We start from the raw sequence: 24452 nt of genomic DNA on the forward strand, positions 1-24452 counted from the left end.
CGATGCCCGGCGCTACCGCCTGGCCTATGGCGGCTCGGATTTCGTGCTCATGCCGCTGCGGCTCGATCCCTGCGCCTTGCCCTGCCGCATCGGACAACGCTACGGTGCCCTGCCGATTGCCTTTGATGCCGGCGCCATCCATGACTGCACCACGCATCTGGATTGGAATACCGGCCAGGGCAACGGCTTTCTTTTCCGTTACTTCGACGCCACCGGTTTTCTGTGGGCCATCGACCAGGCCATGGCCTTTTACCGGCAACCGCCGGAGATCCGTGCCCGTGAGGTTGAACGCGTGATGCAGGCGAGCCTGGCGCAGGTCAATTCCGATGAGGCCATCGACGGCATCGTTGCGCTCTATTCCCGGACCCTTGCCGGCGGGCCGGTGCAGTTTACCCCCGATTCCGGCGATCACGATCGCATCGCGGCCTGATCCGTGGGGCAGGAAGTGCTCCCGGCCGTCATGGGAAAATCTCTTGCTGTCCCCGGCTGAGCCGCACGACCGGAGGTGAGAATGCCGCTATCGACGAGTCATTCGCCATTTCCCGACCTTCCCGAGAGCATTGCCGGGCTGACCCAGCTTGCCGAAAACCTGTGGTGGAGCTGGCGTCCCCGGGCGCGCATGCTCTTCAAGATGATCAACCGGCAGGCCTGGAAGGAGAGCGGCCACAATCCGGACAAGATGCTGCGCGAAATCGACCCTGCGATTCTGAAACAGGCCGCCGCCAACCCGGATTATCTGCGTCATTACCATGTGGTCATGTCGCTTTTTGAGAATTACATGGCCCGTCGGGGATGCCCGCTGCTGGATGGCATCGCCCCTTCCGAGAGCGGACCCATCGCTTATTTTTCGGCCGAATTCGGTCTGCACCGATCGCTGCCGTTTTATGCCGGTGGGCTCGGTTTTCTGGCCGGCGATTTCATGAAAGAGTGCAGCGACCTGAACCTCCCCGTGGTCGGCGTGGGATTCATGTATCCCGAAGGCTACCTGTCACAAAGGGTCCGCGAGGACGGATGGCAGGAGAACCTCAACGAACACTTCGATCGGGAGGCGGCGGCCATTTCGCGGGTCATGACCGAGTCCGGCCAGCAGCTGACTTTCAAGGTGCCGTTGATCGACCCGCCGATCCACGTGGCCGTCTGGAAGATCGCCGTGGGGACCACGGATCTCTACTTGATGGATACGGACATCGATGCCAACGACCCCTGGAACCGCACCATCTCCGCGAGGCTCTACTCCGGAGATCTGGAACAACGCCTGCGCCAGGAGATCGTGCTGGGCATCGGTGGAGCAGAAATGCTCGAAAAGCTGGGATTGCATTTCAAACTGATCCATCTCAACGAGGGGCATGCCGCCTTTGCCCTCTTGGAATGGATCCGGGACTTTCGCCTTGAGGGGCTCGCCTTTGCCGAAAGCTTCGATAAAGTGCGCCGTCACACGATCTTCACCACCCATACACCGGTGCCGGCCGGTCACGATATTTATCCTTTCCACATGATGGAGAAATACTTCCGTTCCTATTGGTCCGACCTGGGGCTGGACCGCGATGGTTTTCTCGAACTGGGCGTCCACCCGGAAAACCCCCAACAGGGTTTCAACATGACCGTGCTGGCCCTCAAGGCTCGGCCTATCGTAACGCCGTGAGCCGCAACCATGCCGGGGTATCGCGCAAAATGTGGCACGCCCTGTGGCCGGACCAAGCCCTGGCCGATGTGCCCATCGACGCCATCACCAACGGGGTCCACGTGCCCACCTGGGTGGACCCCAAGATCAAGATGCTTTTCGACCGCCATCTCGGCTCCACCTGGCGGGACAATCACGACAACCCCTATATCTGGGAGCTTGTCGAGAAAATCCCCGATCAGGTGCTCTGGGAGACCCACTACTGGCTGAAGATCAAACTCATCGATGCCATCCGCGAACGCTGCCGCAAACGCTGGGTGACCGAGCAGGGCAGTCCCTCGATTCTGCTTTCCGGCGGCGCCATGCTGGACCCGTCGATTCTGACCATCGGGTTTGCCCGTCGTTTCGCCACGTACAAACGGGCCGACTTGATCCTGCATGACCTGCCGCGGCTCATGCGCCTGCTCAACGACCGCTGGCGGCCGATCCAGATCATTTTCGCCGGCAAGGCCCACCCGGCCGACGATCCGGCCAAGCATATCCTGCAGAAGATTTTCAACACCTGCCGTGATCCCCAGATGGGCGGGCGCATCGCCTTTGTGGAAGATTACGGCGAGCAGATTGCCCAATATTTATTACATGGTGTGGACCTGTGGCTCAACAACCCCCTGCCCCCCATGGAGGCTTGCGGCACCAGTGGCATGAAAGCGGCCTTGAACGGCGTTCCCCAGCTGAGCATCCTGGATGGCTGGTGGATCGAAGGCTACAACGGCAAAAACGGCTGGGCCTTCGGCGATGTCTCCGGCGAGAGTAACCGCACCGACACCGATGCCGCATCGATCTATCACCTTCTGGAGCAGGAAATCATTCCCCTTTACTACGCGATTTCGGACGATGGCTTTCCCAAGGGGTGGGTGCGCATGATGAAAGAGACCATTCGCAGCAGCGGGGCCCGGTTCTCGGCCCGGCGAATGGTCAAGTCCTACGTCCGGCAGTACTATGTGCCGGCCCTGCAGGAGGCTTGACCCGATGGAACCTGAAAGCAAGGAGACAGACCATGTACAAGAAGATTCTGGTTCCCTTGGATGGATCGTTGCGCGCGGAGGCCATTTTGCCCCATGTGGAGCATCTGGCCCTGCATTTCCGCTCCACGGTGATCCTGCTCAGCATGGACGATACCGCCGATCTGCTGCTGGAAAAGGATGAGGTGGTGGACGTCGATACCGTGCTCGAAGCGCGCCACAAACGACACCAGAAAACCCAAACCTACCTGCAGACCATTGCCGACAAATGGCGCAGCATCGATATCATCGCCCGGGTGATCATCGAACGCGGGAATGTCGTCAGCGGCATCATCGCGGTGGCCCGGCGGGAGGCCGTGGATCTGGTGGCCATGGCCAGCCATGGCCAGGGCGGCACGAATCGAACCTTTTACGGCAGCGTGGCCGTGGGCGTCCTGAACCAGATCGACCGGCCGCTGCTCCTGATCCGATCGCGCCTGGAGGAATAGGGCGGAACCGATGGGATGCACGCTGATGAACGTGTAAAAAGCCGCATTTCCGACGGATTCGTAAGAAGCCCGAGATCAAGGCTTGCGAATCCCGAGAATACCGCTATCGCGGGTGCCGTAGGCAGCGTACTTTTGCGTACGCCGCAGTGACGAGGGATACGCGTAACGCCGATATCGGGCTTCTTACGAATCCGTCAACCTTGGAGGAATGCCCCCATCCCATGACCCCCTACCTGATCCTCGTCTTGCTGGTGTTGCCTCCCGTCGCAGCGGTGGCATGCCGTTGGTGCCGATCCGATCGGCTGCGTAGCGGTGTTATCTCCGTCACCGGCCTGGCAGTGGCATGGGCCGCGCTGGGTCTGTCGGTCATGCCTCCGGCGGACGTGAAGATCGGCACGGGCGCCGGGCAAGTGATGGATGGCCTGATCCAGGTGGCCGATATCGGCTTGCTGTTGCTGTTTCTCTACTACGGAAGGCGCTACCGCAGCCGGGCGGTGTTGGTGCTGGCTGGGGTGCAACTTCTGCTGCACCTGCCCATGGAACTGCTGCCACCGGCGGCAGCGGGTACCACGTTGTCGGTGCTGCACGACGACGGCCTGACCCGGGTCATGCTGCTGGTGGTCAACCTGGTGGGCCCCCTGATCTGCTGCCATGCGCTGCCCTACATGCACAACCATGAAAAACATCTCTCCCCGGCAGCGTCTACCCAACCCCGCTTCTTTTTCATGATGCTGCTCTTTTTGGGCGCCATGAACGGACTGGTGCTGGCCAATGCCCTGAACCACATTTACTTCTGTTTCGAGCTGACTACCCTGTGTTCGTTTCTGCTCATCGGGCACGATGGAACCGACGAAGCCAACCAAAACGCCGTGCGGGCTTTGTGGATCAACAGCATCGCTGGCGTCGCTTTTGCCCTGGCTCTGCTGCTGCTGCGCTTTGGCGGCATCCCTCCGGTTTTGACCGGGCTGCTTGCCCAAGGGGCAGGGGCATCCTCTTCCATTTTCCATCCGGCCGTGGCCCTGCTCTGCCTGGCGGCCTTCGTCAAATCGGCCCAATTTCCCTTCCAGCGCTGGCTGCTGGGCGCCATGGTCGCGCCCACGCCGGTCTCGGCCCTTTTGCATGCCAGCACCATGGTCAAGGTGGGCGTCTATCTGCTGCTGCGCCTGGCGCCCCTGTTTTCCGGTACCTTCATGGGGCGTTGTACCGCCATTTACGGCGCGCTGATTTTCATGGGGGCCGCCGGCCTGGCCGTGGGGCAGCATAACGGCAAGAAAATTCTGGCCTATTCCACGATCAGCAACCTGGGGCTGATTTTTGCCTGCATCGGTCTGGGCACGCCCGCGGCCCTGACGGCCGCCGTCTTGCTGATGATTTTTCACGCCCTGACCAAGGCCTTGCTCTTCTTGTGCGTGGGCACCATCGAGCAGCACATTCACAGTCGCGACATCGAGGACATGCGTGGCCTTTACGCGGTCATGCCGGCCACCGCCATGATGACCGTGGCGGGCGTCCTGATGATGATCATGCCGCCCTTCGGCATGCTGCTGGGCAAATGGATGGCCATGGAAGCGGCGGCCCGGGCCGTCGATGTGATTCTGCTGATCGCGGCCGGCTCGGCTTTGACGGTGATCTACTGGGCGCGATGGGCCGGCTTGCTCATGAGTGAACCCATCACGGTTCCTTTCCGGGTCGAAAAGATGCCCGTGGCCACCTGGTCGGCGCTCTTGGCGCTGTGCGCCAGCGGGCCGCCATGAGCGCCGCCGCTCCCTGGATTTACGAAGCGCTCGTGGGAAAGGCCATCGGAGCGGCGGGCGCGATGGCCACCTATGCCGTACATGCCGGTGCCATGGAAAACGCCGCCGGCCGGTTTGCCGTCTTCCCCCTCAGTCTGTTGATGATCGGCGGCTGTATCGTTTCGATACTGGCCTTTCACCACGCCAGTCGGGGGCGACCGGTTTCGCCCTACCTGTGCGGCGAGCAGGCCGGCGCGCCGGATGCTTTCCACGGGCCCATGGACCAGCCGGTTGTCGCCCATGTGGGCAACTTTTACTTGCAGTCCATTTTTGGCGAGGCGACCCTGACCCCCTGGCTCAATACCGCCGCCATCGCGCTTTTGATCCTGTTTCTGGGAGGTGCGCGATGAGCGACCTGATCCTCCGCGGGGTCGCCGGTCTGCTTGCCGGACCGCTGCTCGGGGGCCTGACCAGCGGCCTGGACCGCATCCTTACCGCCCGGCTGCAGGCCCGCCAAGGGCCGCCACTGCAGCAACCCTATTACGATGTGGTCAAGCTGCTGGCCAAGGAACTCGTGGTGGTCAACGCCTGGCAGGCCTTCTGCGTTTACAGCCATCTTTTTGCCACCGTTTTGGCGGTGGTGCTTTTCGCCCTGCAGGCGGATCTGCTGTTGATTCTCTTCACCGAGGCGGTGGGTGCCGTGTTCCTGGTCATGGGCGCCATGGCCTCCACCTCACCCTACAGCCAGATCGGTGCCCACCGGGAACTGCTGCAGATCCTGGTTTACGAGCCGCTGCTTTTTCTGGTGGCCATCGGCATCTATCTGGAAACCGGATCCTTCCGGCTCACGGCGGTATTCCAGTGGCCGGTACCTTTGATCACCCAGCTGCCCCTGTTGTTTGGCGTCCTTTGCCTGGTGTTGGTGATCAAGCTGCGCAAATCGCCCTTTGATCTGTCGGCCGCCACCCATGCCCACCAGGAGTTGGTGCGGGGTCTGTTCACCGATTTTTCCGGGCCGCTGTTGGGGTTGATCGAAATTGCCCATTGGTATGAAACGGTGTTGATGCTGGCCTTCTGCGGCCTCTTTTGGGCCGGTGGCCTGCTCCCCATGACCACGCTGGCCCTAGCGGCCGTCATGGGCGTGATCTTGATGGACAACGCCACCGCGCGCCTCAACTGGCGCTGGCTCTTGGGGTATGGCTGGCTGGCTGGCATGACCCTGTCGCTGATCAACCTGATCTGGCATTTCCGGGGGGCGGGATGAGCATTGAACAACGACCGCGCCGCTGCGGGGGGTGGCTGGAAAGGCTGATCCAACATGCCCGGGTGCGCTCGCCGTGGCTGCTGCATTTCGACTGCGGCAGCTGCAACGGGTGCGACATCGAGGTGCTGGCCTGCCTGACGCCGCTCTACGACGTGGAGCGCTTCGGCATCGTCAATGTGGGCAACCCCCTGCACGCGGACCTGCTGCTGGTTACCGGCACGGTCAATCGGCGCAACGCACGGGTGCTGGCCAACCTTTACCGGCAAATGGCGGCCCCCAAAAAGGTGGTGGCCATTGGTGCCTGCGGTCTTTCCGGCGGCATCTTCCGGGAGGCCGACAATGTCATCGGCGGGATCGACCGGATCATTCCGGTGGACTGCTACGTGCCGGGCTGTCCGCCACGGCCCGAGGCGATCATCGATGGGGTGATGCGCGTCCTGGAGCGTTTCGGCACCGGCCATCCAAAGGAAGACGTGGCAAAAGGGAAGGGGATTCCATGATCGATGCGACCCGCATGGTTAGCCCGCAGGATCTCTTGGGCACGGTCACCCGGCTCAAGATCGACGGTTATCGCCTGGTGACCCTCACCGGCGTGGCCACGGGAACGGATACGGTGGAAATCCTCTACCATTTCGACAAGGACCTGACCTTGCGCCACTTACGCCTAAGCGCCGCCATGGCGGCAACGGTACCCAGTATCGCCTCCATCTTTCCGGCCGCCGTTCTGGCTGAAAACGAAATCCAGGACGGCTTCCGGATCCGTTTCAGCGGATTGCCCATGGATTACCGGGGCTGCATGCTGCGGACGGCGGAAACGGCCGATGACCCTTCTTTCGGGACGGCGCCATCGGCGCCGGACCCGGCGTGAGGTGGCCATGCGTAGGGCGGTGATTCCCTTCGGTCCCCAGCATCCGGTCCTGCCCGAGCCCCTGCAGCTCAAGCTGAGCCTCAAGGACGAGGTGGTCGTCGAGGCCCTGCCGGCCCTGGGGTATGTGCACCGGGGGCTGGAATCCCTGGCCACCAAACGCGATTTCCACCAGATGGTCCAGGTGTGCGAGCGGGTCTGTGGGATCTGCTCGGTGCTGCATGCCATCTGCTACTGCCAGGGCATCGAGGAGATCATGGGGATCGCGGTGCCCGACCGGGCACGCTACCTGCGGGTCATCTGGGGTGAGCTGCTGCGGTTGCACAGCCATCTGCTGTGGATGGGGCTGTTTGCCGACAGCCTTGGCTTCGAAAGCCTTTTCATGCAGTTGTGGCGCATTCGTGAACAGGTGCTGGACATCCAGGAGGCCACCACCGGCAACCGGGTCATCTCCGGCGTGATCCGTATCGGCGGCGTGTGCCGGGATATCGACGATGCCCAGCGCGGCTGGATCCAGACCACCCTTGCGGCCGTCGACCGGGCGGTGCGCCAAATCGCGCCGGTATTGCGGGAGGATTTCACCATTTGTGCCCGCACCGTGGGCAAGGGGATCCTTTCGGCTGAAAAGGCCCGTGAACTGGGCGCCGTCGGGCCGGTGCTGCGGGCCAGCGGCATCGCCCAGGACATCCGCCAGACCGGTTATGCCGCTTATGGCGAACTGGACTTTAACCCGGTCATCGAGACCGCCGGTGATTGCCACGCCCGCTGCATGGTGCGCTTGGGGGAGATCCACCAAAGCATCGATCTCATCGGCCAGGCCCTGGCGCGCCTGCCCCAGGGGGCGATCCGTAACCCGGTGCACGGCAAACCCACGGGTGAAACCGTGATGCGGGTCGAGCAGCCCCGGGGGGAGGTCCTGTACTACCTGCGCGCCGATGGCGGCAAGACCCTTGCACGGATGCACATCCGTACCCCGACCTTTGCCAATGTCCCCGTGCTCATCGATCTTTTGCCCGGACTGGGCCTGGCCGATGTGCCGGTGGTGGTGCTGAGCATCGACCCGTGTATCAGTTGCCTGGAGCGATAACCATGCAGCCTATCTGGTGAAAGGCCGACGCGCATGCTCAAGATGATGCCCCGCATTCTGGACAACCTTTTCGGCCGGCCGGTGACGCGCGACTATCCCCGGAAGGTCCGCGCCCCCTTTGCCGCCGTCCGCGGCCGGGTGGTGAACGATCCTTGCACCTGTATCGGCTGCGGTATCTGCGCGCAAAAATGCCCCAGCGGCTGTATCCGCGTGGATCGCCATGCCGGTCAGTGGATCATCGAACCCGATCGCTGCATCGGTTGCGGGGTATGTGTCGAGAATTGCCGCCAGCACAGCCTGCACCAGGAGAACACCACCGGCCCGCCCATGCTGGAAAAGCTGCCCGTGGTGGTGGCGATTGAGACAAAAGCGAACAAATGAATCGTATTACCGATCCATTCCCCCACCAACACCTGCCTTCCGGAGCCTCCTGCAGATAACCCAACCGGCCATCTGAAATGCTTTTGAAACCGTGAATGGCCGGACGTATTTCCGATTACGAATGAAACCCTGGCCCGTCATCCGAATCCTTCCTCTGAAGGCTGCAAATATATTGGGACATGGGGATGTCGCGTGCCTGCCGGTGTGCCGTCAATATATTCCGCAAAGTGTCGATATCGCCAATCAGCTGAAAAAAAACGATCGACCAGAAAATCCTGGATGATGTCAGCGGTTCGGCTATAATGAAGTTGACGTCAATCCGCGGAGAGATGCCACATGAATCCTTACCACGTTAAAGACCTGCCACCGGTCAGGATTAAACCCTATATCTTGGCACTGACGCTGATTTGGTCGGCCCTTGTCATTGGCCTGTGGGCCTGGGATGTGATCCAGATCAAACAAGGAAGCCTTGATCTGGCAACCATCCAGGCCCGGGAATCATTGAAGAAAGACATTATTTACCGCCGCTGGAACGCCGGACACGGCGGCGTTTATGTTCCCATCACGCCAGCGACGCCGGCCAACCCATATTTGAAAGTGCTATCGGGATATTCCGGTCAATTCCAATCTGGTGCTGACCCTGGTAAACCCGGCCTATATGACGCGGCAGGTCCATGAAATGGCCAGCAAAGCAGCCGGGGTCATCGGACATATCACCAGCCTGAATCCCATCCGTCCCAAAAACGCGCCCGATAAATGGGAGGTAAAGGCTTTGGAAGCATTTGAACGCGGCGATGCGGAAGTCAGCTCGGTGGAGAAGATGGGCGGCATCGAATACCTGCGCTTGATGCAGCCGCTATTTACGGAAAAGGGTTGCCTGCAATGCCATTCCGAACAGCATTACCGCGTCGGCGACATTCGTGGTGGCATCAGTATATCGATCCCCACCGCCCCCTTCGTGTTTGTCGAGCACGCCAATATCGTGCGTTCATCCATCGCCCATGGTCTTCTCTGGTTGTTCGGCTTGGCTTTTGTAGGCTTTGAAATGCAGCGGTTGAACCAGCAGTTGAGGATTCGTCATCGGCTTTCCAAGAACGCATTGATCGAGAGCGAGGCCAAGTACCGGCGGATATTCAACGCGTCGGTCGCGGCCATTTACATCGTTGACACAGACAAGTATTTTTTGGATTCCAACCAAGCCGGATTGGACCTATTAGGCTACACTCGGGAAGAACTGCTCGGCATGCGTGTTCCCTATGTCTATGGCGATCCAGATGGCGTTTTTGCGGCCCACGCGCAACTCTTGAAGGGACGCAAGGCCATCAGTTATGAGCATCGGCTGAAGCGCAAAGACGGGCGTGTCATTACCGTCCTCAGCAACTCCGTACCGATTCTGGATGCCGATGGAAATGTTATCGGCATCCAAAGCACACTCATCGACATCACCCTGCGCAAGCAGGCGGAACAGGAGTTGCGCGAAAATCAAACCTTCCTGACGATATTGATCAAAGCATTGCCGGATCTGGTCTGGTTGAAGGACCCGGATGGCGTATACCTGGCCTTCAATTCCCGATTTCAACGGTTTTTCGGGAAAGCGGAGAAAGACATCATCGGGAAGACCGATTATGATTTCATGGGACGGGAGCAGGCCGATGCTTTCAGATACCATGACAAACGCGCCATTGAAAAAGCTGCCCCGAGCATCAACGAGGAGGAGGTCACCTATGCCGATGATGGTCATCGGGAAATTCTCGAAACCATAAAAACACCCATCTATACGGAAGCCGGAAGGCTGATGGGTGTGTTGGGAATCGCTCGTGATATCACCGAACGCAAATTGAAGGAAAAAATCCAGGCCGCCAAACTGCGGCTGATCGAGTTTTCCGCGACGCACGCCAGTGTGGAACTGCTGCAAAATTTCCTGGACGAAGCCGAAGCCCTCACCAACAGTTCAATCGGTTTCTATCATTTCGTTGATGAAGACCAGAAAACGCTGTCGCACCAAACCTGGTCCACGAACACCCTGAACAACGCCTGCCACGTGGAAGGGGCGCCTAAACACGCCGCCCTTACCCAAGCAGGGGTGTGGGCTGACTGCGTCAAGCAGCGCAGACCCGCCATTCACAACGATTATGCGAGGCTTGAACACCAAAAGGGGATGCCGCCGGGTCACGTGCCGGTTACTCGCGAACTCGTCGTGCCGGTCATTCGAAACCATCGGATCCAGGCGATTTTCGGCGTGGGGAATAAAACCACCGCCTACACCAGCAATGATGTTGACATCATTGAGCAGTTTGCCGAGCTGTCGTGGGAGACGATCAATTACGAGCGCGCCCGGGACGCCCAGCGTGAAAGCGAGGAAAGATATCGATCCATGATGGAGGCGATGAATGATGCGGCCTTCATTTGTTCACCGGATTTCCACATCGAGTATCTGAATCCTGCCATGGCCAGAAGAATCGGCCGTGACGCAACCGGTGAAATCTGCCATCAAGCGATCAACCATCTGGATGAATGCTGCCCCTGGTGCGCCATGGACACCATCCAGCAGGGCGCGAGCCTGAAAACGGAAGTCAAAAGCCCGCTGGACGGTCGCTATTACCAAGTTTCCAATTCGCCGATCCAGCACCGGGACGGCGTCATTTCAAAAATGGCCATCTACACCGATATCACCCAAATCAAGGGGGCGGAAGAGCGTCTCCGGCAAGCCCAGAAAATGGAATCGCTGGGCAATCTGGCCGGTGGCATCGCCCACGATTTCAACAATATTTTGTCGCCCATCATCGGTTTGTCGGAACTGTTGATGATGGACCTTCCCGAAGGCGGCTTCGAACGTGAGCATGTGAACGGCATCTTGAAATCTGCCAAACGAGCCTCCGATCTGGTACAGCAAATTCTCTCTTTCAGTCGGCAGTCCGAGAAGAAACGGATTCCGATTCGGATTCAGCAGATTCTGAAAGAGGTGTTCAAGTTGATGCGATCGACGATTCCCTCCAATATTCCGATCAAGCGGGCCATCCAGGTGGCGTGTGGTCAGGTTCTCGCCGATCCGACGCAAATCCACCAGATCGTCATGAACCTGGTGACCAACGCCTTTCACGCGGTTGAGGAAAATGACGGTGAAATCGCACTCTCGTTAAGAGAAGTCACCATCGACAAAACCATGCTGACAGGATCGATGCTGGAGCCGGGCCAATATGCGGTGATATCCGTTTCGGATACGGGCTGTGGAATCGAGCCGGCCATTTTGGAGAAGATCTTTGAGCCGTATTTCACCACCAAAAAACCGGGGAAGGGAACCGGCCTCGGTCTTTCGGTGGTTTACGGCATCGTCAAAGACCATGGGGGTGACATTCGGGTGACCAGTCCACCCGGGGAGGGCACGACCTTCGATATTTATCTGCCGATCATCGAGGCTGAGGATGAGAATGATCACCTTGTGGATAAGGATGAACACCAGCCCGGCGGAAACGAACACATTTTATTGGTTGACGATGAAGAACCGGTTGTGAAAGTCGAAAAGATCATGCTTGAACGCTTGGGGTATCGTGTGACGACGCGTGTCAGCAGCATGGACGCCCTATATGCGTTCAAGGCGCGTCCGCATGCCTTTGACTTGGTCATCTCCGACATGACGATGCCGAATATGACCGGCGACCAATTATCCCGGGCAATGCTCGAGATCCGTCCCGGCATGCCCATCGTGATTTGTACCGGGTTCAGTGAAAGAATCGACAAGCAAAAAGCCGATGCGATCGGTATCAAGGGCTTTTTGAAAAAACCGGTCATCAAGTCCAAGATGGCTGAAATGGTTAGAACGATCCTGGATGAAGCGCAAGGTCAGATTCAACCTTGACGGATTCGTAAAAAGCCCGATATCGGCGTTACGCTTCATCCCCGTCCAACGCTTCACGCACCTTGATACCAAGCTTTTCCATCGAGAATGGTTTGGGTATGAAATTCACGCCTTCATCCAAAACGCCGTGATGGGCGATAACGTTGGCGGTATATCCGGACATGAACAGGCACTTCATATTCGGATGAATAGACCGGATGCGGCTGGCCAAATCCCGCCCGTTCATTTCGGGCATGACCACATCCGTCACAAGCAGATGGATCTCACCGGCATGCACCTCGGCCAGGCGAATGGCTTCATTCGGTGTGCTGGATGGCCTCACTTGATACCCCATGCTTTCGAGCATGATGGTTGTCATTTCAAGAATTGCCGGTTCGTCCTCCACCAGCAGGATGGTCTCGTTGCCGCCTTCGGCCGGTGGCTCTTTTTCTTTCTTTGGCGCCTCGTCTGCCCGGGTTTTGTGACGCGAGAGGTAGATTTTAAATGTCGTCCCCTGGCCCGGCTCGCTGTATACATTGATAAAACCATTGTTTTGCTTGACGATGCCATATACTGTTGACAGTCCCAGTCCCGTGCCCCTGCCGGATTCCTTGGTTGTGAAAAAAGGTTCGAAGATTTCATTCAAGATCTCGGCGTCCATGCCGCAGCCGTTGTCGCTGACGGCCAGCAGCACATATTCACCCGGCCTGAACCCGAGGTGCTGGCTGCAATAGTCCTCATCGAATATCGTATTGCCCGTTTCGATGGTGACCTTGCCCACATCCGTGATGGCGTCCCGGGCGTGACGCAAAGGTTGGCCAGGATCTGATCGATTTGGCCAGGATCGATCATCACCGGCCAAACCGCCTCGCCCGGCAGCCATGCCAGATCGATATCTTCCCCGATGAAGTGCCTCAGCATCAGCATCATGCCCGCAACGGTTTTGTTGATGTCGAGCACCTGGGGAGCGATGGTCTGTTTCCTGGCAAAGGCCAGCAGTTGGCGGGTAATATCGGCGGAGCGCTGGGCCGCTTTCACGATTTCCATCAAGGCAGCATGTAGTTGAAGGGCGGGGTCCGTCTGAGCCAGAGCCAGTTCTCCATATCCGAGGATGACACTGAGCATGTTGTTGAAATCGTGCGCCACCCCGCCGGCCAAGCGTCCGACGGATTCCATTTTCTGAGCCTGCCGGAGTTGATTTTCGAGTTTGGATTTCTCCTCTTCGGCCTTTTGACGCTCGGTAATGTCACGGGCGATACCCAATACGCCGACAAGTTCTCCCTGGTTATCGATCATCGGCGTTTTTATCGTATCCAACAGTGCGCGATGCCCATCGTCGGCAAAGGTGACCCACTCCTCATTACTGATGGGCTTGCCGGCGGCAGTGGCCATGCTGTCCCGTTCACGGAAGAAGTCCGCCAGGGATTTGTCCACAAAGTCGTAGTCTGTTTTACCTACAATTTCCGCTTCTTTGGCTCCGCATAAACGCTCAAACATCGCGTTGCAGGATAGAAAGACACCATTCGGGTCTTTTAGCCAGATCAAATCGGGGATGGTTTGCAACAGGGCACGCTGAAAGCTTTCGCTTTCCCTCAAGCTTTGTTCCATCCGTTTTCGTTCCGTGATGTCCGTCGCAAAGGCGCAATTATACGCCTTGCCGTCAAAAACCACGAAATTGGCCCGAATTTCCACCGGGTAGACACGGCCGTCCCTCGCACGATGCAACGATTCAAAGGTGAGGGACCCCTTCTCCTGCAAATCTCGCCAATGCTCGGTAAAACTCTCAAGCGAAACGGTCGGGCCGATATCCGGTATCGATAATTTCAACAGTTCCTCGCGTGAATACCCCAATGCCCGGCAGGCGGCATCGTTGACATAAAAAAAACTGCCATCTTCGGTCATCCAGAAGGCCTGGTCAATTGTTTTGTCGATGGCATATTGGGTGAACCGCAATGTCTCTTCCGCCTGCTTATGCGCTGTAATGTCTCGTGAGGTCCCGAAAAGCTCAGAAATCTTTCCATCCCCGTCGTAACGCGGAAATCCCTGTGAGTTAAACCAATGAATGGAACCGTCAGGAAAAATCGCACGCGCCTCGATGTTGAAGGGTGTCCCGCTTAGTGCTCTCTGAAAGGCTTCATCAAACATTTCACGGTCATCGGGGTGAAGGGTTTCGATGAAGGTTTTATAATCCGGAATGGTTTTTCCCGGATCAAAGCCCAGGATCAGAAACATCTGGTCAGACCAAATCGGTTTTCGGGTTTCAACGTCGTGACTCCAGTGTCCGATGTTTGCCATCTTTTGCGCCAGACGCCATGCTTCCGAAAGATGCCGCAATTTCTCCTCGGATTGTTTTCGTTCGGTGATATCCCTCGCTGCGGCATAGATCAACGATCCTTGATAGGGTGTTGATCTCCATTCAATCCATCGGTAGGAGCCGTCTTTGCATCGATAGCGGTTAACAAAGTCAATCACTTTTTTACTCGCCGCAAGTTCATTTACCTTATTTGTCCTGGCAACATCTTCCGGATGAACCAAATCGATGAACATGGTTCCCTCGAGTTCATCCAGGCGGTAACCGAATGCATTTTGCCAGGCCGGATTCAGTCTTATGAGCCTGCCGTCAAGGCTCGTTACGCACAGTAAATCAAGGGAGAGACTAAAGATGCGGTCCAGCTCTTCTGTCTTTTCCCCTAGCGCGGCCCGTGTTTGCAGTAAGCGAACAATAAAGAAGGCAAGAAGCAAAACCGCGATGGCAAGTATGATGAGGATTGCGGTGATGGTGATGGCGAATTCCCGGTGTGTCGTGAAAACCGATACCGGCTTGTTGATAATGATGCTTCCCTTGGGGAGTTCCGACAAGGAGATGTTGAAGCGCTCCATTTGTTTATAGTCAAACATCGCAAGGGCGGTCCCGGATTCCTCAATCGGTATCGCGTCGGGATTTTCTCCGGCAAGGAGACGAAGCCCGATGTCGGCCGCCCTTCTACCCTGTTCGCGGCCGCTAACCAGATATCCGCCGACGATGCCATCACCGAGCCTGTTCTCATGGACCCCATAAACCGGTACTTTTGTCGCGGATACGATCATGCGGGTGCTGTCTTTCGTGGAAAGCGTGTTGCCCGCGCTGTCGGTGGTGAAAGAATTTAGCAATATGATTGAATCGGTTGGAAGCGTGGCAACCGCGGCCCGTGCTTCCGCAAATGTGCATTTCGGAAGGAAGCGAATTTTCACGCGATCGCCATACGCCGGCATAATCGCTTCCAGCATTCGTTGCGCTGAGATGCCGCTGACGGTCGTGTCACTAATCGATAGTATTTCGCTTGTCTCCGGGTGGAGCCTGAGCGCCGTATCGATTGTCGCTTTGATGTCCTGTGTTTCAAGAACGCCGGTAATGCGGTCGCGTCCCCTGTGCGCATATTTGTTGAAACGGGTGATCCCCGCAAAAACGATCGGAATGCCTGGGAAAAGCGCCGGATGGTCGTCTGTGAGCATTTCCACGGCGGCGTCATCCAAGGCGATGATCACGTCAATCTTTTTCCCGCGATATTTGTCCATCAGCAACCGTTTCATGCGGGCCAGATGGTGCTTGTCGGGATATCGTTTTGCGTCAAGATATTCGATGGGAACATCCATTGACGGACACTTTTCACGTAACCGATCGATAGCACCGGTTTCTTCTTCATCCGACCATGAAAAACCCGGATGATACGAGTTCAGGAGTAGGATATTTCCGAAAGACCGGTTTTCTGCAGCGACAGATGTCAAAGTGACCGTGACGCTTACAACCGCAGCCCAAAAAGCGTTACTGAACCTGATCCGTATATTCATATCGGGATTTCTCCACCACAAGAACGGCCAGCCTTATGTCATGAATCCTTGCACGATCCCTTGTTCAGGAATAACTTGTTGTAGTTTATCAGATTTTAGGAAAAGCACAAGATATTGGGTGTGGTGATTCCCCTGTAAACGGGCAGACTGCGGATGCATGCAAAATGAACGCGGTGCATCGGGTGGTGACCATTGCCGAACGCGTTTGTACGGTGAGAGGAATCAACGTCCGCTTGCGCAAAATACCAATAACCGTTAATATGGCGACCGTTCAAGGCGATTCTTGGCACGCATGACCCAGCCTCCTGTAAGCACATTCCACAGCATGGCTTTGGGGCACGATGCGTGATCGGGATCGTTTGTTTTTTGGGGGGAGGATTTGATGAGGGAATGGTCCAAAGGCCCGATGCTCATGGTGCATATTGTGATCGTCACCATGGTGAACGCTTTCTTTTTTCCCCTGATCATGAAATGGACCGGATCGATTCTTTATGGATTTCTCGTCAGCGTCGGGTTGCTGGCAGCCTATGGCGGGGTGCTGATGGGTATTTGGGGGACTCGTGTGCCGCCTGCCGAAACGCGTAAGAAGAGGTGATTGTCGTCATGCCCATCAAGAAATACTATGCTGTTGCCGTCGGCCGCCAGCCGGGGATCTATACCCAATGGTTTGGGCCGGCAGGCGCCAAAGCCCAGGTGGATGGGGTTGTTGGCGCCCGATACAAAGGGTTCCCCACCATCGAGGAGGCCCGCGCCTTTGTTGAGGCCCATCGCGATACGAACAACAGCGGCCGGATGCAGCCTGGAAAACCCTCCCCCAAGGCGGCTAAAGCTAAAGCGGCTAAAGCTAAAAAAGAAGATTCCACGATCGATCTAGGCGACCGAATCGTGGTCTACACCGATGGTTCCAGCCTGGGCAATCCCGGTCCCGGCGGATATGGGGTGGTCATCCCCACTGCTGGCGGCGATCGGGAATTTTCGGCGGGCTATCGCCGCACGACCAACAACCGCATGGAACTGATGGCCTGCATCGTGGGGCTCGAGCAGTTGGACCCACCGACGGCCGTGGCGCTGTACAGCGATTCGCGCTACGTGGTGGACGGCATCACCAAGGGCTGGGCCAGGAACTGGCGTCGTCGGGGATGGCGCAAGAGCAATGGTGAGCCCGCCCTTAACGTCGATTTGTGGTCGCGTCTGCTCGATCTTTGTGAGCGCCACGACGTGATGTTTGTCTGGGTCAAGGGCCACGCGGGCAATCCCGGCAACGAACGCTGCGACCAGCTGGCCACGCGGGCGGCGGGTGGCGCCCATCTGATGGCCGACATCGCCTATGAAGGCGGTGGCAACTAATCGCAATCCGGTCTCAAGTTCACGTTTCCCGATTAATGCTCGGTTTTATGTCGCATGCGGAAGAGAACGATATGCAATTCCTCACCGTCGGTACAAAGGCGCTGGCGACGGACCTGGATGTCGTAGTGATGACGCATGCGTTCCCAGAACTCAACGCCGGTGCGACGGACGGACTCGGCCATAATGATCGTACCGCCGGGGTTCAGGTAGCGCTCGAAAAGGGCTTCGAGCCCGTCGATGTCCTCGGAGCGGTAGATCGTTTCGGATCCGACGATATAGTCGAAGCGACCCTCAAGGTCGGGTACGTTCCAATCCAGCCGGCTAATCGGCAGCTCCGCACAGCCATTGGCCAGGGCATTGGCACGGGCGAAATTCAAGGCGTGGGGGTTGAGTTCGGTCATGGTTACCCGGTGGCCGGCCCGGGCGGCGGCGATGCCCACCAGCCCCAACCCGGAGCCGATCTCCAGCATGGTTTTATTTCCCTCCGGTGGTAGGCTGGTCAGATAACTTGCCAGGACGCCGGAGGCTTCCCAGAGCTTGGCCCATAGCGGGAAATGAAGGGTGATGTCGTCATGGTCGAGGAACCGGTCGATGGTAGCGGGTTTGAAGAGCTGCAGGGTGGTCCCGTTAATGCTGATCGGTATGGCTTCGGGGTCGTAGGTGCGTACAAAATGATCCAGGTCGAACATGGAAATGCGTTTTCCTTCATGAAAATGGATGGCGTTAGCGTTGCGACAGGTAGATGAAAATGAACTGTTCATCGTTGATATCGACGGTCATGTCACAGTTGCGGGCCTCGGCATAGTCGAGCCAACCCGGTTTGCCGGCGGCGGTACATTCCATATCGGGATAATGATCGCCAGTGGTGGCGTCATACCAACTCACCAGCACGGATCCGGGCAAAGGGATTTGACTTTGTTTTCCGCGAGGGTCTTGGCCGTGCTGAAATCAAGATCAGAGAGGTCGGTTCTGATTTTGAGGGGATTGATCAATTGGTACTTCAGCGGCGCCTTTGCCATTCCTGTCTCCTTTGGATGAACAGCTGATGAACAAGCGTCTGACCGATGTAGTATGCGCGGCTAAAAAAATCAATATCGCTAAAAGACAGTTTAAAAAGCTCGCCGTTAAAGGCGGTAGAACAGCGCCGTAAAGACCGCCCACATCAGAATCCCGGCCGTTGCCACAAGGCAGAGACTTGCCAGCCACCGATGGAAAAAACGTTCTTTGCAGCGTTCCTGATATCCCATGATGGCGCCTAAAAGAATTCCGGCCGCCATTCCACCGCCATGGGCCCAGTTGTTGATCCCCGGCACCATGACGCCGAAAATGACGATTCCCATGGCCCAGCCCCCCACTTGGCGGTAGATGGCCTGCCCGTAGACGCCGCCGCGCCGCTTACCGTAGTAGAGCGCTGCCCCGATGAGCCCGCAGACGGCGGCGGATGCGCCAATGGTGAGACTGACCCCGGCAATGTAGGAGAGCAGAAAACCGGCCACGCCGCTTAAGGCATAGATGATAAACATGCGGTGGTTGCCGTATTCGCGCATGATCAGAGGGGCGAGTTGACGCAGGGCCAGCATGTTGAAGGCGATGTGGAGGATGCCGCCATGCAGGTAGGAGGCGGAAACCAGCGTCCACCAGCGATGATACTGATCGATGGGAAAGACGCCGGTGGCGCCCAGCAACAGAAGCGCGTGATTGTCCGGGGAGAGGAAATGAAGCGGGTTCCCGGACAAGCGCAGGCTGCCGCGGCTCAACAGCAGGGTGATCAGGTACATGACCAGGTTGGCCGCGATGATGGTGTGCAAAAGTCCCCATTCGCTGTTGATCCCCTGGACCAGACGGGATTGCTTCCAGCGGGCACCCGGCGTGGGAATGCCGCAGTATGGGCATCGGGGCTCGTCCGCGCTGACCAGTCGGCGGCAGTTGGGACACAAAAGGGCATTGTTGCGCGTGCCCTTCGAAGGATCCGTCACCGGTGCTACCATGCCCATAGGACCGGATTGTCATCGATGCAGGCCGTCACCGGACGGCTGATTCGATCCAGCTCGGCCAGTTCGGCATCTTCCAGGTGAACCGCGGCCGCTTGGGCGTTGGCGCTGGATTGTGCCGCGTTGCGCGCACCAGCGATGGCACAAACCCCGGGTTTGGCGATGACCCAGGCCAGGGCCAGTTGGGCCATGCTGATGCCCTTTTTCTCGGCCATGGCACGCAAGGCGGTAAGCGCCGTTTGCACGCTGGGATAAACATCCGGCTGGAAAAGGCGATTCGCGCTGCGGTGGTCCCCTTTTTCAAATTGATGGTCCGGGCCGAATTTACCGGTGAGCAGCCCCTGAGCCATGGGCGAGTAAGCCAGCACCGTGACTTGGTGGGCTTGGCACCAGGCCAGGCTCTCTTTTTCCACATGGCGCCACAAAAGCGAATAAGGGGGTTGCAGACTTTCGATGGCGCCTACCTGGCAGATCGCCTTGAGTTGCTCGAGCGAGAAGTTGGATACGCCGATGGCCCTGATTTTTCCCTGGGATTTCAGTTCCGCCAAGGCCGCCATGGTCTCCTCCGGGGGAACCGGCTTGGCACCGAAACTGCCCGACGGCCAATGGATCTGGTAGAGATCGAGGTAGTCGGTGCCCAGGTTTTTCAGCGAGCGTTCACAGGCGGCGACGACCTGGTCGTGCTTGAGATGGTTGGAGAAGACCTTGGACAGAATCTGGACTTTGTCCCGATCCCCGCCGATGGCCTTGCCCAGCACCTTTTCCGAATGCCCGTTACCGTAAGCCTCGGCCGTGTCAAAGGTGGTGATACCGTTATCCATGGCCGCGCGAATGGCTTTTTCGCTTTCGGCGTCATCAATGCCGGTCCACATGGCCTTGCCGGTCTGCCAGGTGCCCATGATGATAGCCGACAGATGGATGTCTGTTTTTCCCAAAACGGTTGTTTGCATGACTTTTTCCTTGTGCGCGACCCGAACCGATCGCTTGCGGTTTGTGCCGGTGATCCGTCGACCGGCCGCAACCCGCGACCGTGCCGATGGGAGATGCTTGACCAAAACGATTTGGCTTTTTACAGTAGTGCGTATTTTCTCAATTGGCAAGGCGTTGTCAAACGAAAAGGATCGAGCGGTTGAAGGAGTGTCATCGGATAGCCGTCAGGGCCTTGGTGGAATTTGTCTTGCGGGAGGGAGACCTGGCGGTCGGTTTTTTTCACCCGGTCGCTCTCTCGCGGGGATTCGTGCCCATCAGCGCATTCAGCGCAAACGGCCGGAAGGCTATCGGGCCGAGGTCAGGGTCGCTGCCGAGATAGAGACGCCGGAGGTGATCCTGGTGGTCGGCGGCCGCATTGACGGCGTGCTGGAAACGGAAGGGGAGACGCTCGTCGAGGAGATCAAATCGACCACCCGGGACCTTGACCTGATCGAACAAAATCCCGATGCCTGCCATTGGGGGCAGGCCAAGGTGTATGCCTGCCTGCTGGCCAGGGAAAAAGCGCTGCCGGCGGTCCGGGTTCAGTTGACGTACTACCAGTTGGACACCGGGGAGGTCCTGGAGCTGAACGAGGTCCACCAGCGGGATACCCTGGATGCGTTCTTCGAGGATCTGGTCCATCGCTATTTGAAATGGGCCACGGCGCTTTCCGCCTGGCGACAGCTGCGGGACGGGTCCATCCGGTCGCTGGCTTTTCCCTACGCGCACTATCGCGCCGGCCAGCGCCAGATGGCCATTACGGTGTACCGGACCCTTCGGGACGGCGGTCAAGCGCTCGTTCAGGCGGCCACCGGGATCGGTAAGACCCTGGCGGTCTTGTTTCCGGCCATCAAGACGTTGGGCGAGGGACACACAGAGCGGATTTTTTTTCTGACCGCCCGCAACACCGGCAAACAAGCCGCGGTCAAGGCCCTGAATCTGCTCGGCGGCGTCGGGCTTCGATTGAAACGGGTCTGTCTGACCGCCAAGGATCGGATCTGTTTCTGTCCGGAAGCGGCTTGCGATCCGGTGGTGTGCATTTTCGCCAAAGGGCATTTCGACCGCCTGGGTGCCGCTTTGGAAGATGCGTTTCGGCGGGATCACCTCGATCGTGAAACCATTGAGACGGTCGCCCGCCGCCACCAGGTGTGTCCTTTCGAATTTTCACTGGAACTTGCCAATTGGGCCGATTGTATTGTTTGCGACTACAATTACGCCTTTGATCCACGCGTTTACCTGCGGCGGTTTTTCGACGAGGACGCCGGTCAACATGTCTTTTTGGTGGATGAATCCCATAATCTGGTCGATCGCGCCCGTGAGATGTTCTCGGCCAGTCTGGAAAAAAGCGATTTTATCGAGCTGCGTCGCTCGGTCAAGGAAGATCTGCCATCGGTTTTTCGGGCTGCCGGAAAGATCAATACCTGGCTGGTCAAGGCCCGCCAACGCACCCAGGAAGCGGATGGGTTCCGATCCGAAGCCCATTTACCCGATGGACTCGAACCGCTTTTAAACGCATTCGTGCGTGCCTGTGAAAAATGGCTGACCCGGCAAGAACCATCCCCGTTTCGGGAGATTGTGCTGGCATGTTATTTCAGGGTCAACGGCTTCATGCGGGTCTGGGACGTGTTCGATGACAGCTATGTGTGCTACCGCCAGGCGAACGGACGGGAATTGACCCTCAAGCTCTTCTGCCTGGACCCGTCGCGGCAGCTTTCTTTGGCCTTGCGCCGCTGTCGGGCCGCGGTGTTTTTTTCCGCGACATTGACCCCGGCCGACTACTTTCAGCAGATTCTTGGTTGTGCGCCTGAAGCCACCCGGCTGGCCATCCCCTCGCCCTTTGCCCGCGAAAACCTGGATGCCCGCATTGCCCGAAGCGTCCCCACGACCTACGCCCGGCGATCTCAGAGCGCCCAGCGGGTGGCGGATTTGATCCGTGCCTTCATCGGCTCACGACCGGGCAATTATCTCTGCTTCTTTCCCTCCTATGCCTACCTGCACCTGGTGCATGCCTGTTACGCATCGCCGGGGGATGGGGTGACCGTCCTGGTGCAGGAACCGGAAATGGACGAATCCGGGCGAAACCGTTTTCTGGCGGCTTTTTCGGAACGCAATCCACACACCCTGGTCGGCTTTGCCGTCATGGGCGGAATCTTTGGCGAAGGCATCGACCTGGTGGGTGAACGGCTCTGCGGGGCGGTGATCGTGGGGGTGGGCTTGCCGGCGGTCTGCCCCGAGCGGGAGTTGATCCGGGCCTATTTTGAACCGCGGGGCGTGGGGTTCGATTTTGCCTACCGTTATCCGGGAATCATCCGTGTGCTCCAAGCCGGCGGGCGGGTGATCCGCACCGAGCAGGATCGCGGCGCGCTTCTGTTGGTGGATCAGCGCTTTTGGCACCCCGCGTACAACCGCTTGCTGCCGGAACACTGGGGGAGGCAACCCGTCGATACCCCTGCTCAGTTGACCCGTGCGCTGGACCAGTTCTGGGGCGCGGCGGCATCCTCCGCGCAGATCCCCGCCGACAATCGGCAGATCTGTCGTTAATCCCTGCCCAACGTGTTTTTGGGCGGCGTTATCGGTCGTCGCGGTATGGGTTATACAGCTTCCTCCCTCTGGCCTTGCCAAAACATTATCTTAAACCTTGCCAAAACATTATCTTAAAAACGATATCCCGTCTTGCCGGCATCGTAAAAGATTCATTTTGATGATCGATGCGAAAGCGGTCAGATCAGCGGCCGGTACAAGGCGCATCAAGCATAGCGGTCTTCCACGGTGCCTGGCGGGGCCGAAAAGTAGCTAAAGGTGCCGCCATATTTGCCGATTTTATCGCCTGGTATTTTGACGCAATGGGCATGGGAGAAAAACATGCAGAAAATTATCGCTCGGACGATCATCCCTCTTCTTTTTCTTTGTTTTTTTCTGTGCCAACGTTTGCTGCGGATACCAAGTACAATACCGAACCGATCCATTCCGTTTCCCCATCCAAGAAATGGCGTATCGGGTATTTGCAGGGGGGCGATTACATTGATTATAAAAGGACCCTTCTGGCCACGGTGAAAGGGCTCGCAGATTTGGGTTGGATGCCGGCGATCGATACCGATATGCTTGAAACCCTTTCTGTGCAAGAAATCTGGACGTGGCTAGCCCACCATGCAAACAGTGACTACATCGATTTTGTCGGCGATGGATTTTATTGTGAAAACTGGGACAGTGCACGGAGGACATCCATCGTCAAGGACATCATTGAGCGGCTGCAGCGCAGCGGTGACATCGATCTGATAATGGCAATGGGGACGTGGGCCGGGCAGGATCTATCGACAGCACCCGTCGACACGCCCGTGATCGTAATGACGGCAAGTGATCCGCTGGCCGCAGGTATCATTCAATCGGTTACCGAATCCGGCCGGAAAAACTTGCATGTCTACATTGATCCCACCTTGATCGAGCGGCAGCTCAGACTCTTTCATGAAATCATCCGGTTCAAAAAACTCGGGCTCATCTATGAAGATACGGCCGCGGGCCGAAGCTATGCAGGCGTTGCGATAGCTGAAAAGCTGTCATCCGAATTGGGTTTCAACATCGTGTCCTGCATCGCGTTAAGCGACATCCCGGATATTGGTCAGAGTGAACAGGAATATCTTCAGTGCATACACAATATCTCTTTAAATATCGATGCATTTTTTACCACTGTCCATAGTGGTGTCAACGAGAAGACGATTCCGATGATCGCCGAGCAACTCAATCGCTTGCGTACGCCAACCTTTTCCCAGTCCGGTGCCGAAGAAGTGGAGAAGGGCATCCTGATGAGTCTATCCCGAAACACTTTCAAAGGATTGGGTAAGTTCGAGGCGATGACGATTGCCAAGGTATTCAATGGTGCCAATCCGGGAGACTTGGTTCAGGTCTTCGAAGAACCGCTCAGTATTTCCCTGAATTTAGAAACGGCCAAAAGTATCGGTTACATTCCGAGTGCTGATATCATTGCCGCCACGGACATCTTTTTCCCCTAGGAAAGGCATTCGGA

At 57.6% G+C, this 24452-nt stretch carries 21 protein-coding genes and 2 pseudogenes; 16 read left to right on the forward strand and 7 right to left on the reverse strand.

Going from position 1 to position 24452, the window contains the following annotated elements:
* The 12 genes and pseudogenes from JCM12296_RS39705 to JCM12296_RS07835 form a co-directional block, all read left to right on the forward strand.
* A pseudogene (locus JCM12296_RS39705) lies at positions 1 to 430 on the forward strand (hypothetical protein); the annotation flags it as partial.
* An 81-nt stretch (positions 431 to 511) separates the two neighbouring features.
* Positions 512 to 2646: pseudogene (gene glgP / locus JCM12296_RS07790) on the forward strand (alpha-glucan family phosphorylase).
* 32 nt (positions 2647 to 2678) lie between these two features.
* A complete protein-coding gene (locus tag JCM12296_RS07795; RefSeq protein ID WP_054691389.1) occupies positions 2679 to 3131 on the forward strand; it encodes a universal stress protein in 453 nt (150 codons plus the stop codon).
* Positions 3132 to 3352: 221 nt separating this feature from the next.
* A complete protein-coding gene (locus JCM12296_RS07800) occupies positions 3353 to 4885 on the forward strand; it encodes an NADH-quinone oxidoreductase subunit 5 family protein (RefSeq protein WP_218188007.1) in 1533 nt (510 codons plus the stop codon).
* A complete protein-coding gene (locus tag JCM12296_RS41525) occupies positions 4882 to 5274 on the forward strand; it encodes a hypothetical protein (protein WP_218188008.1) in 393 nt (130 codons plus the stop codon). The genes JCM12296_RS07800 and JCM12296_RS41525 overlap by 4 nt, the downstream gene beginning before the upstream one ends.
* The gene (locus JCM12296_RS07805) at positions 5271 to 6128 is read left to right on the forward strand and encodes a complex I subunit 1 family protein (protein WP_054691390.1); all 858 of its coding nucleotides are present in this window, start codon (positions 5271 to 5273) and stop codon (positions 6126 to 6128) included. Before JCM12296_RS41525 ends, JCM12296_RS07805 begins: the two co-directional genes overlap by 4 nt.
* Positions 6125 to 6628 carry an NADH-quinone oxidoreductase subunit B family protein gene (locus tag JCM12296_RS07810; RefSeq protein WP_054691391.1) on the forward strand — a complete coding sequence of 168 codons (504 nt, stop codon included), beginning with the start codon at positions 6125 to 6127 and terminating at the stop codon, positions 6626 to 6628. The genes JCM12296_RS07805 and JCM12296_RS07810 overlap by 4 nt, the downstream gene beginning before the upstream one ends.
* Complete coding sequence (locus JCM12296_RS07815; RefSeq protein ID WP_054691392.1) at positions 6625 to 6996, forward strand: NADH-quinone oxidoreductase subunit C; 372 nt, start codon at positions 6625 to 6627, stop codon at positions 6994 to 6996. The genes JCM12296_RS07810 and JCM12296_RS07815 overlap by 4 nt, the downstream gene beginning before the upstream one ends.
* Positions 6950 to 8080 carry a hydrogenase large subunit gene (locus JCM12296_RS07820; protein ID WP_246804062.1) on the forward strand — a complete coding sequence of 377 codons (1131 nt, stop codon included), beginning with the start codon at positions 6950 to 6952 and terminating at the stop codon, positions 8078 to 8080. Before JCM12296_RS07815 ends, JCM12296_RS07820 begins: the two co-directional genes overlap by 47 nt.
* A gap of 33 nt (positions 8081 to 8113) precedes the next feature.
* On the forward strand, positions 8114 to 8461 hold the full coding sequence (locus JCM12296_RS07825) for a 4Fe-4S binding protein (protein WP_054691393.1): 348 nt from the start codon (positions 8114 to 8116) through the stop codon (positions 8459 to 8461).
* A gap of 336 nt (positions 8462 to 8797) precedes the next feature.
* Entirely contained in the window at positions 8798 to 9139 is a 342-nt protein-coding gene (locus JCM12296_RS07830; protein ID WP_054691394.1) for a hypothetical protein, read from the forward strand.
* A 1-nt stretch (position 9140) separates the two neighbouring features.
* On the forward strand, positions 9141 to 12317 hold the full coding sequence (locus JCM12296_RS07835; RefSeq protein ID WP_054691395.1) for a PAS domain S-box protein: 3177 nt from the start codon (positions 9141 to 9143) through the stop codon (positions 12315 to 12317).
* 28 nt (positions 12318 to 12345) lie between these two features.
* Here JCM12296_RS07835 and JCM12296_RS07840 read toward each other — a convergent pair whose 3' ends face one another.
* Positions 12346 to 12990: a response regulator gene (locus tag JCM12296_RS07840; RefSeq protein ID WP_054691396.1), complete on the reverse strand. Its 645-nt coding sequence runs from the start codon at positions 12988 to 12990 to the stop codon at positions 12346 to 12348.
* A complete protein-coding gene (locus JCM12296_RS07845; protein ID WP_054691397.1) occupies positions 12939 to 15929 on the reverse strand; it encodes an ABC transporter substrate binding protein in 2991 nt (996 codons plus the stop codon). The genes JCM12296_RS07840 and JCM12296_RS07845 overlap by 52 nt, the downstream gene beginning before the upstream one ends.
* Before the next feature lie 577 nt (positions 15930 to 16506).
* On the opposite strand from JCM12296_RS07845, the gene JCM12296_RS07850 reads away from it, so the two are divergent.
* Positions 16507 to 16719 (forward strand): hypothetical protein, encoded by a 213-nt coding sequence (locus JCM12296_RS07850; protein WP_157067450.1) that lies wholly within the window; start codon positions 16507 to 16509, stop codon positions 16717 to 16719.
* Between the two features lie 8 nt (positions 16720 to 16727).
* On the forward strand, positions 16728 to 17471 hold the full coding sequence (rnhA, locus tag JCM12296_RS07855; RefSeq protein WP_054691425.1) for a ribonuclease HI: 744 nt from the start codon (positions 16728 to 16730) through the stop codon (positions 17469 to 17471).
* A 32-nt stretch (positions 17472 to 17503) separates the two neighbouring features.
* Here the strand turns inward: rnhA and JCM12296_RS07860 are convergent, their stop codons facing one another.
* The 5 genes from JCM12296_RS07860 to JCM12296_RS07870 form a co-directional block, all read right to left on the reverse strand.
* Positions 17504 to 18160, reverse strand: coding sequence for a class I SAM-dependent methyltransferase (locus tag JCM12296_RS07860; RefSeq protein WP_054691399.1), 657 nt, complete (start codon positions 18158 to 18160; stop codon positions 17504 to 17506).
* Positions 18161 to 18194: 34 nt separating this feature from the next.
* A complete protein-coding gene (locus tag JCM12296_RS37965) occupies positions 18195 to 18356 on the reverse strand; it encodes an AF1514 family protein (protein ID WP_157067451.1) in 162 nt (53 codons plus the stop codon).
* Positions 18353 to 18490: a hypothetical protein gene (locus JCM12296_RS37970; RefSeq protein ID WP_157067452.1), complete on the reverse strand. Its 138-nt coding sequence runs from the start codon at positions 18488 to 18490 to the stop codon at positions 18353 to 18355. The genes JCM12296_RS37965 and JCM12296_RS37970 overlap by 4 nt, the downstream gene beginning before the upstream one ends.
* Before the next feature lie 105 nt (positions 18491 to 18595).
* Positions 18596 to 19447 carry a rhomboid family intramembrane serine protease gene (locus tag JCM12296_RS07865; protein ID WP_246804063.1) on the reverse strand — a complete coding sequence of 284 codons (852 nt, stop codon included), beginning with the start codon at positions 19445 to 19447 and terminating at the stop codon, positions 18596 to 18598.
* Between the two features lie 5 nt (positions 19448 to 19452).
* Positions 19453 to 20412 (reverse strand): aldo/keto reductase, encoded by a 960-nt coding sequence (locus JCM12296_RS07870; RefSeq protein ID WP_054691400.1) that lies wholly within the window; start codon positions 20410 to 20412, stop codon positions 19453 to 19455.
* Positions 20413 to 20599: 187 nt separating this feature from the next.
* On the opposite strand from JCM12296_RS07870, the gene JCM12296_RS07875 reads away from it, so the two are divergent.
* Complete coding sequence (locus tag JCM12296_RS07875) at positions 20600 to 22972, forward strand: ATP-dependent DNA helicase (protein ID WP_172683810.1); 2373 nt, start codon at positions 20600 to 20602, stop codon at positions 22970 to 22972.
* A gap of 167 nt (positions 22973 to 23139) precedes the next feature.
* On the forward strand, positions 23140 to 24438 hold the full coding sequence (locus JCM12296_RS07880; protein WP_054691402.1) for an ABC transporter substrate binding protein: 1299 nt from the start codon (positions 23140 to 23142) through the stop codon (positions 24436 to 24438).
* Positions 24439 to 24452: the final 14 nt, after the last annotated feature.

This window comes from Desulfosarcina cetonica JCM 12296 (assembly GCF_001311845.1).
GTDB classification, from domain to species: Bacteria; Desulfobacterota; Desulfobacteria; order Desulfobacterales; family Desulfosarcinaceae; genus Desulfosarcina; species Desulfosarcina cetonica.

Coding starts and splice junctions, on each gene's coding strand:
- JCM12296_RS07795 (WP_054691389.1), top strand. CDS start 2,679: ATGTACAAGAAGATTCTGGTTCCCTTGGATGGATCGTTGCGCGCGGAG.
- JCM12296_RS07800 (WP_218188007.1), top strand. CDS start 3,353: ATGACCCCCTACCTGATCCTCGTCTTGCTGGTGTTGCCTCCCGTCGCA.
- JCM12296_RS41525 (WP_218188008.1), top strand. CDS start 4,882: ATGAGCGCCGCCGCTCCCTGGATTTACGAAGCGCTCGTGGGAAAGGCC.
- JCM12296_RS07805 (WP_054691390.1), top strand. CDS start 5,271: ATGAGCGACCTGATCCTCCGCGGGGTCGCCGGTCTGCTTGCCGGACCG.
- JCM12296_RS07810 (WP_054691391.1), top strand. CDS start 6,125: ATGAGCATTGAACAACGACCGCGCCGCTGCGGGGGGTGGCTGGAAAGG.
- JCM12296_RS07815 (WP_054691392.1), top strand. CDS start 6,625: ATGATCGATGCGACCCGCATGGTTAGCCCGCAGGATCTCTTGGGCACG.
- JCM12296_RS07820 (WP_246804062.1), top strand. CDS start 6,950: ATGACCCTTCTTTCGGGACGGCGCCATCGGCGCCGGACCCGGCGTGAG.
- JCM12296_RS07825 (WP_054691393.1), top strand. CDS start 8,114: ATGCTCAAGATGATGCCCCGCATTCTGGACAACCTTTTCGGCCGGCCG.
- JCM12296_RS07830 (WP_054691394.1), top strand. CDS start 8,798: ATGAATCCTTACCACGTTAAAGACCTGCCACCGGTCAGGATTAAACCC.
- JCM12296_RS07835 (WP_054691395.1), top strand. CDS start 9,141: ATGGCCAGCAAAGCAGCCGGGGTCATCGGACATATCACCAGCCTGAAT.
- JCM12296_RS07845 (WP_054691397.1), bottom strand. CDS start 15,929: ATGGATGTTCCCATCGAATATCTTGACGCAAAACGATATCCCGACAAG.
- JCM12296_RS07850 (WP_157067450.1), top strand. CDS start 16,507: ATGAGGGAATGGTCCAAAGGCCCGATGCTCATGGTGCATATTGTGATC.
- rnhA (WP_054691425.1), top strand. CDS start 16,728: ATGCCCATCAAGAAATACTATGCTGTTGCCGTCGGCCGCCAGCCGGGG.
- JCM12296_RS07860 (WP_054691399.1), bottom strand. CDS start 18,160: ATGTTCGACCTGGATCATTTTGTACGCACCTACGACCCCGAAGCCATA.
- JCM12296_RS37970 (WP_157067452.1), bottom strand. CDS start 18,490: ATGGCAAAGGCGCCGCTGAAGTACCAATTGATCAATCCCCTCAAAATC.
- JCM12296_RS07870 (WP_054691400.1), bottom strand. CDS start 20,412: ATGCAAACAACCGTTTTGGGAAAAACAGACATCCATCTGTCGGCTATC.
- JCM12296_RS07880 (WP_054691402.1), top strand. CDS start 23,140: ATGCGAAAGCGGTCAGATCAGCGGCCGGTACAAGGCGCATCAAGCATA.